Origin of the sequence: Pseudoalteromonas sp. S327 (genome assembly GCF_005886415.1) — a bacterium.
GTDB classification, from domain to species: domain Bacteria; phylum Pseudomonadota; class Gammaproteobacteria; order Enterobacterales; family Alteromonadaceae; genus Pseudoalteromonas; species Pseudoalteromonas atlantica.
In genome coordinates this window covers 75,404-87,108 of record NZ_PNDP01000019.1, presented here as the reverse complement: position 1 = coordinate 87,108, position 11,705 = coordinate 75,404, and the positions used below count along the sequence as shown (strand labels likewise).

Genomic DNA, 11,705 nt, shown 5'->3' with positions numbered 1-11,705 from the left:
TTATGGGGAATAACCACACTACATAGGCTCTGCCTTGCCTAAAAACCAAACACGCTGCTGCAAATTCAAACATCAAAGATCAACACGCCCTACTAATACGCGATTTAGAAAGCTGACTATTCGGAATAATAATCATATTATTTGGCAGCATTTTAACCCATGTAGAGCGCCAACCAATTTTCTCTACAAAGCCTTGCTCCTTAGACTCAAGCTCAATAAAATCCCCTACCCGTATGGGTTTATCTATAACAAGCTGTACGCCCGAAAAAAAGTTTTCAAGGGTGGGTTGCAGAGCAAGCGCCACCGCTAATGACGTAATACCTAACGAGGCAATAATAGGCGTAATAGAAATACCCAAGGTGCCTAACAGCACTAAAGCCCCGACCGATAAAACGCTTACCCTAATAATGCCTTTAATAATACTTTGCGAATTAAAAATTACCGCCGACTCTTTGCTGTAGTAATTAATGGTGCCCACAAAAAAGCGGTCAAAAAATAAAATAATAGCTACTAAGCCCAAAATAATATTAATGGTCGAAAACGACATATAGCTCGCAACCGGCTCGCCTTGTATTAACAACCCTTGCTCTATAATGGTGAGTAGCACAATAATTGTGCAAAGGGTGAGCGGTTTAGAGATAGAGGCGATAAGTAAGCTATCGAATATAAATTTTGTATGAGAGGTCCACTTTTTAAGCCAGTACATTATAAAAAAGCGGATACAAAACAAAGCTATAGTTATAGAAACTAAACAAATAGCAATAACCATCCAAGGTTGCTCTGTTAGGTTGTAAAAAGTAGTAGCAAACATTACTTACCTCTCTTTTATAAGCTTAAAAGAGTAAGCAGCAAGTTATGTACCTATATGAATAGTTAGCCAAGGCAAGGAAAGAGAGGCTATTTAAATAGGGTTAAACTGGCAAGCTAATACCTGCCAGTTTTAATGAAGGACTAAGGCCGTATATCTTTCGAGGTTAAATTTATACTTTTTTAGCTATCCACATACCGCCAAGTACGGCTGCAAAAAATAACCAAAATTCCATTTTAAGTGAAGTAAGTTGCACAAGGCCAGGGCCTGGGCATATGCCGCTTAATCCCCATCCTAAACCAAACAGTACAGAGCCAGTGATTAGCCGAGGGCTAATGTTTTTAACATCACTTAAAGTAAACGTATCACCAAGCAGTGGTTTATCTTTTTTGGCAACCCAAAACCATGCCAGCATCATTATTCCCATAGCCACAGCCATTACAATAATTAAACTGCCATCCCATTGGTTTTGAAAATTTAAAAAGTTAAGTACTTTGTCGGGATTTGTCATACCACTAATGATAAGCCCTAAACCAAATATAAATCCTAAAATAACATGAATTACTGCTGTCATTTTTTTACCCTACTAGGTTTGCTGTAATTATAGCCACGGCCATAAATGTACATGTTGAAACCCACGAACGGGTAGAAAAACGCGACATGCCACATACGCCATGGCCACTTGTACAGCCATTAGCTAATGAGGTGCCCATACCGACAAGTAGCCCAGCTACAACTATAAGCACAGGCGATAAGCTCAGCTCACCTTCTAATAAAGACGGCGCAAATATACGCACCGCAATACCGGCTAATAATAGCCCTGCAATAAAGTATAATTTCCAACGCGACTCAGCCGTTTGCTTATTAAAAACAGATTTAACAATGCCTGATATACCGGCTATTTTTCCGTATAAAACCAGTAATAGTGCGCACGCTATTCCTATTAAAGCACCCCCTATAGCTGCCGCTATTGGCGTAAACTCTGTAACCATTTTATATTCCCCAAACAACCGACACACCTAGGCCTGATTGCTCCATTTCAATTGATACTTGTTGGTTTGGCGCTAAGTAGTTAGCACCCGATACTTTTTTAGCTGGCGAGTAAAAAGCCATTGCATTTAATTGTACCGTGTTACTAATAGAATGGCTAAACCCCGTAGTAAAATGCCATTCTTGCACACCTGGCGCTAAAATATTAAGTAAAACGTTTGATGAAGGAATAGGTTGCTCTGTATACGAAATACCAAAGCGAATTTTTTGTTTTGCTGTACGCTGCCACTGATAGCCAAGTTTATAAATGGTCATATCGTCCCAACCAAAGCCTGCGCCTGCATCGGCACCTAGTGGAGCCGACATTAAATTATCAATCGGGTTAGCAATGCTGTTTACTTCACTGTAATTTATTTTTTGCCAATCAAATACAAGCTGGTTGTTTGGCGTAATTTTATAAGCTGCGCCAATTTGAAGCGAACTAGGTAAATCAAATCCACCTTGCTCTGCAAACAAACCTTTATAGCTATCAAACTCTTGCATAGATACTGATGAGCGGTAACTTGCTCCCAAGCTTAATGACGAGTTTATATCTTGGCTAATACCTAATTGAATACCTAAGCCTGTGCTGGTGTCAGTGCCATTATTAGTAAGGGCTTGGGGCGATTGCGAAAAAGGCGCAAAGTTTCCAAGGCCTGTAGCTTTAAACTGCTGCACTGCATAAATTGGTGATACACCAAGGCGTATTTGCTCGTTAAGTTTGTAGCTTATTGTTGGGCTAATAAACATTTGCTTTAAATCAACACCAGTAGTGCCAGCATAAAATGTGCCTTCAGGCTCTGAATCGGCGCTGTAGTCGGTGTTCATACCGCCATTACCATAAACTAATAAGCCAATACTTACTTTGTCATTAAGCTGGTGGCCAATAGCAAACTCAGGAATAGCAAATAAAGTGTTATCACTTTTTTGGGTTTTTGCTTGCAGGTAAAATGCGTCAGGGTAAAAGGTATCTACATCGGATGCTGAGTATTTTCGATCAGGCGAAAAAAGCTCCAAGCCCACAGATAATTGCGTACCATTAGCTAAAAAGGTAGCAGGGTTATTAGCGCCAGACATTAACTCTTCAGATAGCGCAACACCCGCACCCGCCATGCCTTTGTGGGTCATGCCATAACCATGAGTAAAATACCCATTGGTAGCAAATGCGTTAAACGAACCTAAAGTAAGGGTTAGGGCCAAACCAGATACTAACTTATTTTTCATTTTGATAGACATACGTAGTGGGAAAACGCGGACAATAGCTAATTTTCTATATTCAAAAAAGGAATTTAAATCGATTACTTATAGTAAAAAGGAATACTGAACGAGAGGGGTAAGCCACTGTTTAGCGCAGTAATTATTAGATGGTTTAATACTGCTATTGAATCAATCATTTACCTAAAAAGCACAAAGCGGTGAAAAGGGTTCACCGCTTTCAGGGCTAATTACATAGACTCAAGTGTTTTACCACGGGTTTCTGTAATGTATTTGGCCACAAAAAATATGCTAATAAGTGCCGATAAAGCATAAAATCCGTACGCTCCGGCAAGGCCTATGTTAGCCAGCATAATAGGGAAGGTCATGGTAATGGCAAAGTTAGCAATCCACTGCGCGCTTGCAGCAACAGCAAGCGCTGCCCCACGAATACGGTTATTAAACATTTCGCCTAATAACACCCACACAACGGGGCCCCAACTTAAACCAAAAAATACCACAAATAAGTTAGCCATAATAAGCGCGAACGTACCCATGTTATCGCTAAGTACAAGCTTGCCTGCTTCATCAAGGCCTGCGCTGCCAAATATATAAGTAAGCGCGCTTAAGCTGATAAACATACCAATACTGCCTACTAATAGCAGTGGCTTACGGCCAATTTTGTCAACAAGGGCAATAGCAATAAAGGTCGATACAATATTAGTCGTACCCGCTAATACATTTATAAATAACGATTGCGACTCATCAAACCCAGCAGCTTGCCAAAGCTCAGAGCCGTAATAAAACACCACGTTAATACCTACAAATTGCTGAAACACACTCAGCGCAACACCCGCCCATACAATCGGGTGTACTTTTTTACTGCCATCAATAAATAAGTCGCGAATACTTGGCTTTTTATCGCTGCGTAAGGAGCTTTTAACATCGCTTATTTGCTCAGCAACGTTGTCGTTCGAAATTTTACTAAATACTGTTTTTGCATCGTCTACTTTACCTTGCGCCACTAAATAACGAGGCGACTCAGGAATAAACAACACACCCACTAAAAACAGTATTGCAGGCACAAGCTCAGCCCAAAACATCCAACGCCAAGCGGCTATATCAAGCATTAAAATATTTTGCGCACTACCTGCTGCATCAGCAATTAAATAGTTACTTAAAAATGCAGCAAATAAACCCAATACAATAGCGAGTTGTTGTAATGTAGCTAAACGACCACGAAGGGCTGGTGGTGCAACCTCTGCAATATAAGCCGGCGCTAATACCGATGCAGCACCAATACCTAAGCCACCAAATAAGCGGTAAAAAATAAACTCGGCCGAGCTTTCGCTAATGCCCGAACCAAACGCACTAATGGCAAAAATAATCGCGGTGATGATCATAATTGCACGCCGGCCAAACTTATCAGCCAGCGGCCCCGCAGCAAGTGCACCTAAGGCACAGCCAAGTAATACAGACGCTACGTTAAAGCCCGTAGCTACACTGCTTGAATTAAACGCATTACCGAGTGCCGACACCGTGCCGTTAATAACACCCGAGTCAAAACCAAATAAAAAGCCACCAATAGCAGCCACGGCAGAGATAAAAATTACGTAAAAAAGAGAGCATGTGCCCAATGTGTGCGCCGAGCTATTACTGCTCGGCGAGAGAGGTGATGTCATAATTGTGTGTCCTGGTTTTTTATTATTGTGTACTTTACTATATTGAGACGTGTGGTGCTGCGTATTTTAAACGAATTTTATCTGGGCTAACTCTTTCATAATCAATATTAAAATTATTGTTTAATACTTCTAGCAGTCCTTTAATATCGCCCGTTTTGAACATGCCAGCTACTTGTACTTTTTTGAGACGGTCATCCTCTGAAAGCTCGAAATCTATATTTGTATAGCGGCTGATTTCAGCCATGGCTTCAGCAAGTGATTCACCTCTAAATATTAAGCTACCTTTACGCCACGATAATCTAGCGGCTACATCCATAGGATCAACTTTTTCGGCCGCTTTAGCAATTTTGCCTTTGAAGCTTAAATCAAGTTTTTCTCCCTTTGACACCGAAGTTGAACTATTTGATAAATACTGACCTTGTTTATTAGTCCCTTGGGAAAGATTTGGTAACGGTTTGGTACTTTGCTCTGCAACAAGGACTTTGCCATCTGTCACAATCAGTTCTATTTGCTTTTGACCTACTTCTACATTAAATGCAGTACCAACAGCCTGAATAACTTTATCACCAGCGATAACACTTAAAGGGCGCATTTTATCGTGAGCTACGTCTATATGAATTTCGCCACGCAGTAAATTTATTACGCGAGCGTGTTGGGTATACCTCACTTGAACAAAGCTATTTGTGTTTAAGGTGATTTTACTTTTATCAGAAAGCAGTATGTCCTTACTTTCACCTACGTCGGTTTGAAAATTAAGCTGTTTAGCAACCACAGCTGATTGATTAACCGGGTAAAAAAATGAAAAGTTAAACGCTTCTTGAAAAAAGCTAAGTGCAACAGCTAATAAAATAGATGCAGCTGTTGCACCTAACCACACAGGGAGGCGTTTTTGTTTTACTGGTGTTTGTGGAAACAGATCTGACAAGCGGCTGAGGTCGTCCATTTTGTCCCACAGCTGTGCTACTTCAAGTAACACCTCTACATTTTTATAAGATTGTGACAACCATTGCTTTAATGCTTGTTCTTCGAGCTTAGACAGTCCACGATCAAGTTTAGCCAGCCACTCACTTGCTTTATCAAGGCGCGCATCGTCGCTAGTGTTTCGTTCGTTTATATGATGAACATTACTCATTCCTCCCTCCTGCATTTAGCTGCGAAGAAGTATTTGGTTGCCCATAAACACTTTTTGTAGATTGACGCATAAATTGCGTACAACGTTTCATGCCTGTTGCTATATGTTTTTCCACGGTACTTTCACTAAGGTTTAATTGAGCAGCAATTTCTCGCTGCGAATAACCATACACTTTTTTTAATACAAACACTTTACGGCACTGCACAGGTAAAAGCCGTATGGCTTCACAAAAATTAGAAAATTCACTATCGGTGAGTGCTTTTTCGTACATTTCGTCTTGCTGGTGTTCCGATAAGAGTTGCTCTAACGCTTCCATGTTGTCGATCCCATCGACTAGGCGTATATTGGCTTGCTTTTGGTAATCGAGCGCTAAATTTCGCGCCGTTTTATAAATAAAAGATTTTGGTGAGCTTATGTTTTCAGTGTTTTTAATCTGACAAATTCGCACATAAGTTTCTTGCACTATATCTTCAATTTCATGTGGCGGCACTATACGTGCAACTACATTTGAGAGACTTTTGCGCGAGGCCAAATAGACCTTATAAAAAAGTGTGTCTTTCGTCATTTAGTGTGTGTCTCGTGTGTGTGTTTACGGCAATTATTGTTATTGTTTTGCCAATACAAACTAAGACGAATGGTAAGAAAAAATCCGCCATTAAATTTAAAAAATAAATAAGTTTTTTTATTTTTAAATTTAATGTTCACTAACCGCAAAGGGCATAAAGCTTGTAATGTAAAGGCGAAGTGTACTACAGTTTTTGCCATTATAAATACCTTACTAAGTACTGGCTCTGTACTTTAGAAACTTTAACTTTTTAATTAATAAGTAAAAAATTGCAATGTGGACTGTATTTTTAATTGTTTAAAAATACAGTTAAAAGCGCAAACAATAAAAATAATAAAGGCATAAAAAAAATTAGCATGGCTAGTCAAAAAAATAATTTATTAAAAAAAAATAAAAAAAATTTATGGAGGAAAATAAAAAGTCACTCGTCTTTGTTCTGTGTGTGGCCAAAAACTATACACAAGGAATATTTACATTTGCCGCTTTGTTTACCGCTTTATGCGCTGGTTTTTAGCTTACTCACCACCGAGGTAAAAGCGAGCGCTGTAAACGATAAAGCTGTGTTTAATATTCCAAGACAAAGGGCCGATTTATCGCTAATAAATTTTGCCGAGCAAGCCGATATTACTTTGCTTTTTCCGCTGGATAAAATTCAGCAGTTACAAACAAATACTATTGCTGGCGAGTATTCAATAATAAACGCATTACAGATTTTACTCGATGGCACAGGGTTGCAACCGCATGTTAGCGAAGATGGGCAAATATCTATTTTAATAGACCCAAGTTTCGAGAGAACTGACAACATGGCTAACTATAAAAAAAATGGCGTGTCCAGTGCTGTACTAGCTGTACTAAGCACAATGGCAACGCTCCCTGCAGTGGCAGAGACAGCAGCACAAGAACCAGAAATAATTGAAGTACGCGGGATCAGGGGCTCGCTTGGCCGAGCTATGGATGCCAAAAGAGAAGCGGGCGGCGTGGTCGACTCCATTTCAGCAGAAGATATTGGTAAATTTCCTGACACAAATTTAGCTGAGTCTTTACAGCGAATTACGGGGGTTTCAATAGACCGTTCAGGCGGTGAAGGGCAGCTTATTACGGTGCGTGGTTTTGGCCCGCAGTTTAATACTGTGCTTGTAAATGGTCGCCAAATGGCCTCTGAAAATCAAAGCCGTGCGTTTAGCTTTGATACTATTGCATCAGAGCTAGTTAAAAGCTTAGATGTATTTAAAACCTCAACAGCCACTATGCAATCTGGTGGTATTGGCTCAACAGTAAATGTAAATACTGCGCGACCATTTGCGATTAGCGGTTTTAAAGTGGCAGGTAGCGTTAAGGGTATTTACGATGAAAATAGCGAAGAAACTACACCTGAAATTTCTGGATTAATTAGTAATACATTTAATGATGACACATTGGGGGTTTTGTTCGCTGTTTCTCGCCAAGAGCGCGAAACACGCTTAAACCAGGCGCAGGTAGACGGCTGGTTAGAAAACGTGGGCGTCCCAAACCCGCAAACTCAAAGCGGGCAAGCATACACCGGTAATATTTTTTCGCCGCGTAATTACGATCATAAAGTAACAACAGAAACACGTACACGTACCAATGCAAACTTAGTAATACAGTACGCACCTTCAGATGATTTAGTTATCACTGCTGATGCGCTCTATTCTGATTTTGATGTAGAAGCAGACACAACGTCTTATGGGCATTGGTTTACAGCGCCAAACTTAGAAGGCTTTGGCGGCGCTGCAGGGCCAACTGTTGATGAAAATGGCACTGTGGTTGATTTATATCAAGAGGTAGGCCTTGCCACCGATATGCACGCTAAAAAGTTTGATCGTTTAACCAACTCTAGCGCATTAGGTTTAAACTTTGATTGGCATGTAAACGATAACTTAAATATGAAGTTTGATTTAAGCCACTCAAAAGCTGAGCGTGAGGCTAATAATGGTGGCGGGGATCAGTTATCGTTGATTGGCTATGCTAACCGAGTTCGATTTGAAGTGGATGGCGGTATTTTACCTTATGCGAGTGAGTTTGCCTCTGCTAACCCTAACATTTATAGCGGCCAGCAAGAGCTGGACGGTGTTGCTTATAACCCTGCAGTTACACCAGATGGCGTATCAAACCATTTAGATACAGCCAATAGCCGAGCACATGTAATGCTACGCCGTGGTTGGGCTGTAGAAGATACCGTGGATCAGTTTCGTTGGGATAGCATTTGGCATAACGATGGTACATCAGGCCTAGTCTCGGTCAAATTTGGTGCTATGTATTCAACTGAAACAAAAAATCTCGATCGTTGGGATAACGAAGGTGTTGGTATTCACTGTACTTTTTGTGGTTACCCAGATGACCCAAGTATGGATGGCTTAGCGCAATTTGTATTTGACGCAGGGGATGACTTTTTATCTGATGTGAGCGGCAGCGGTCGTATGCCAACGTCATGGCTTGCACATGATGGTGAGGCAAACTTTGCGTACCTTGAGCAAATAGCTGCAGCGAATGGTCAGCCTATTAGTTTTGATGCAGTTAAGCGTAATAAGTCGTTTGAGATAACTGAAGATACTTTCTCGTTTTATACAGAATTTGATTTTGAAGCTGAACTTGCAGGCATGCCTTTATACGCAACAGCCGGCTTTAGATACGAAAGCACCGATGTAGAAGTAAAAGGCACAGACGAGCCAGTTAGTGCATTAACGATCTTAGATAAAACGGAAATGCTCGCAAACTTTGGCGCCGTAGAAAATATTTCAGCAAGTTCAGATTACGAAGCGATTTTACCTAACTTTAGTGTAAAGCTTGAAATAAGCGATGAGCTAATAGCACGTGCTGCTGTATCACAAACAATTACACGACCAACACTCGATAGTATGTCGCCTGTAACTGTAATCGAAACAACTCGGCAGGGGGGCAATTTAACATCAAGCTCTGGTAACCCTGAACTTGAACCGTTTACCTCTGATAACTTAGATTTATCATTAGAGTGGTATTACGCTGATGCCAGTTATTTATCCGCTGGTTACTTTAGAAAGAATGTTGCTAACTTCATTATCAATACCACTGAAGATTTAACCTTTGAATTGTCTGGTGGCGGATTGTTGACTGACCCTTCAACAGGTAACGATGTAGATAACCCTGATGCAGCCGACTCAACGGCTGTATTTACAAACACCTTACCAAATAATAGCGAATCGGCGATTGTTGATGGCTGGGAAATAGCCTTACAGCATAGTTTTGACAGTGGCTTTGGCTTTATGGTTAATGCAACATTTGTAGACAGTGATGCAGAGCTAGACCCTGCAGATATAACTCAAGTATTTGCATTAACAGGCTTAAGCGACTCTTATAATGTGGTTGGCTTTTATGAGAATGGACCATTTCAAGCGCGTTTAGCCTATAACTGGCGCGATAGCTTCGTACAGTCACTTACACAGCTAAATGGTGATGGTGTGACAATTGTGGAAGATTACGCACAACTTGATGCTAGCGGCAGCTATGACATTACCGAAAATGTATCGGTATTTTTTGAAGGTATTAACTTAACCGAAGAGTATGTGCACAAGCGTGGTCGTTTTTCTAATCAATTATTATTGGTTGAAGATAGCGGACGACGTTTTGCGTTAGGTATTCGCGGTAGTTTTTAACTTTAATTAATAAAGTGGCTTTTACATTTAGTAATAGCCACTTTTTAAATATGCCTTTATAGGTAACAAGTATGAACCAGCAAAATAAAAAAATAAAAACAGTGGTTGTCGTTGGTGGTGGTATAGCGGGCTGGCTAACAGCAGGACGATTAGCGGCGCACCATAAAAGTAATACCCCCGATGGCCTTAATGTTGTGCTAGTTGAATCTCCAAATGTACCAATTATAGGTGTTGGTGAAGGCACTTGGCCTACCATGCGTAGTACATTAATAGCACTTGGTATTAGCGAAACCGACTTTATACGTGAGTGCGAAGCAAGCTTTAAGCAAGGTGCAAAATTTGCCAAATGGGTAGATGGCAGCAAGGATGATTTTTATTATCACCCATTAGTTTTGCCACAGGGCTTTTCAAAAACAGATATGGCAGGGCATTGGTTAAATAATACCGCTGAGTCAACGTCTTTTTCTAATGCAGTATGTTACCAAGAAGCTATTTGTGAGCAAGGGCTTGCTCCTAAAACAATTCGCACCCCAGAATATGCTGCCTTAGCCAATTATGCCTACCACTTAGACTCGGCAAAATTTGCCGTTTTTTTACAAAAACATTGTACGCAGGAGCTTGGCGTTAAACATTTTTTAGCTGATGTAACACAGGTCAATAGTGCTAAAAATGGCGATATTGCAAGTGTTACCACAAAGCAACAAGGTGAAATTAGCGGTGATTTATTTGTCGATTGTACCGGTTTTTCATCATTGTTATTAGGCGAGCATTATAAGGTTCCTTTTATGCCTTGCGATGATGTGCTGTTTATCGATACCGCCTTAGCAGTGCAAGTCCCCTATGAGAATGAAGATGAGAGCATTGCGTCTCACACAATTTCAACAGCGCAAGAAGCAGGCTGGATATGGGATATAGGGTTACAACACCGCCGTGGGGTAGGTTATGTGTATTCGAGTAAATACAGTAGCGAAGCACAAGCACGAGAAAAGCTTAAAGAGTATGTTGGCGATAAAATAGAGTCGTTAACAATTAGAAAAATCCCTATTAAAAGTGGCCATCGCTCACACTTTTGGCAGAACAACTGTGTTGCGGTAGGGCTTTCGGCTGGCTTTTTGGAACCGCTTGAAGCTTCTGCATTGGTATTAGTAGAAATGTCAGCGCAAATGATAAGCGAACAACTCCCCCACACCCGCGATATTATGGATATTACCGCCAAGCGCTTTAATGAGACGTTTAGCTACAGGTGGGAAAAAATAATCGACTTTTTAAAGTTACACTATATTTTATCAACCCGTGACGATAACGCATTTTGGCGTGATAACAGAGACCCAAAAACGATTCCTCAAAGCCTACAAGATCTAATGAAATTATGGCAATACCGCGCCCCTGCTGACCACGACTTTACAAGTAACAATGAGGTGTTTCCAGCGGCGAGTTATCAATATGTTTTATATGGTATGGGCTTTAAAAGTGACTACAGCACAACTTCCTATATGCTTAAAGACACTGATTTTGCTAAAAGTCAGTTTGATAAAAATAAAAGCATGATAAACCAAGCAGTCACTAACTTACCTAGTAACCGAGAATTGTTAAATAAAATTAAGAGTCATGGCTTTAGCACTATTTAGCTTAAAAATTTACACAT

Annotated in this window: 9 protein-coding genes; 2 read left to right on the top strand and 7 right to left on the bottom strand. The window is 40.5% G+C overall.

Annotated elements, in window-relative coordinates:
- Positions 1-79: 79 nt before the first annotated feature.
- The 7 genes from CWB60_RS07735 to CWB60_RS07705 all read right to left on the bottom strand — a co-directional run bounded on the left by CWB60_RS07735 (position 80) and on the right by CWB60_RS07705 (position 6,410).
- Entirely contained in the window at positions 80-811 is a 732-nt protein-coding gene (locus tag CWB60_RS07735) for a mechanosensitive ion channel family protein (protein WP_249318365.1), read from the bottom strand.
- Between the two features lie 169 nt (positions 812-980).
- Positions 981-1,382, bottom strand: coding sequence for a DUF6691 family protein (locus CWB60_RS07730; RefSeq protein ID WP_138579855.1), 402 nt, complete (start codon positions 1,380-1,382; stop codon positions 981-983).
- Between the two features lie 4 nt (positions 1,383-1,386).
- Positions 1,387-1,800, bottom strand: a complete 414-nt coding sequence (locus CWB60_RS07725; protein ID WP_138579854.1) for a YeeE/YedE family protein — start codon at positions 1,798-1,800, stop codon at positions 1,387-1,389.
- A gap of 1 nt (position 1,801) precedes the next feature.
- Positions 1,802-3,061, bottom strand: coding sequence for an OmpP1/FadL family transporter (locus CWB60_RS07720; RefSeq protein ID WP_138579853.1), 1,260 nt, complete (start codon positions 3,059-3,061; stop codon positions 1,802-1,804).
- Positions 3,062-3,282: 221 nt separating this feature from the next.
- The gene (locus CWB60_RS07715; protein ID WP_054982226.1) at positions 3,283-4,713 is read right to left on the bottom strand and encodes a sugar porter family MFS transporter; all 1,431 of its coding nucleotides are present in this window, start codon (positions 4,711-4,713) and stop codon (positions 3,283-3,285) included.
- Positions 4,714-4,750: 37 nt separating this feature from the next.
- Positions 4,751-5,845, bottom strand: a complete 1,095-nt coding sequence (locus CWB60_RS07710) for a FecR family protein (protein WP_004585932.1) — start codon at positions 5,843-5,845, stop codon at positions 4,751-4,753.
- The gene (locus CWB60_RS07705; RefSeq protein ID WP_004585933.1) at positions 5,838-6,410 is read right to left on the bottom strand and encodes an RNA polymerase sigma factor; all 573 of its coding nucleotides are present in this window, start codon (positions 6,408-6,410) and stop codon (positions 5,838-5,840) included. The genes CWB60_RS07710 and CWB60_RS07705 overlap by 8 nt, the downstream gene beginning before the upstream one ends.
- A gap of 356 nt (positions 6,411-6,766) precedes the next feature.
- On the opposite strand from CWB60_RS07705, the gene CWB60_RS07700 reads away from it, so the two are divergent.
- The gene (locus CWB60_RS07700; protein ID WP_029772169.1) at positions 6,767-10,060 is read left to right on the top strand and encodes a TonB-dependent receptor; all 3,294 of its coding nucleotides are present in this window, start codon (positions 6,767-6,769) and stop codon (positions 10,058-10,060) included.
- 71 nt (positions 10,061-10,131) lie between these two features.
- Complete coding sequence (locus CWB60_RS07695; protein WP_029772168.1) at positions 10,132-11,688, top strand: tryptophan halogenase family protein; 1,557 nt, start codon at positions 10,132-10,134, stop codon at positions 11,686-11,688.
- The last annotated feature ends 17 nt before the right edge of the window (positions 11,689-11,705 follow it).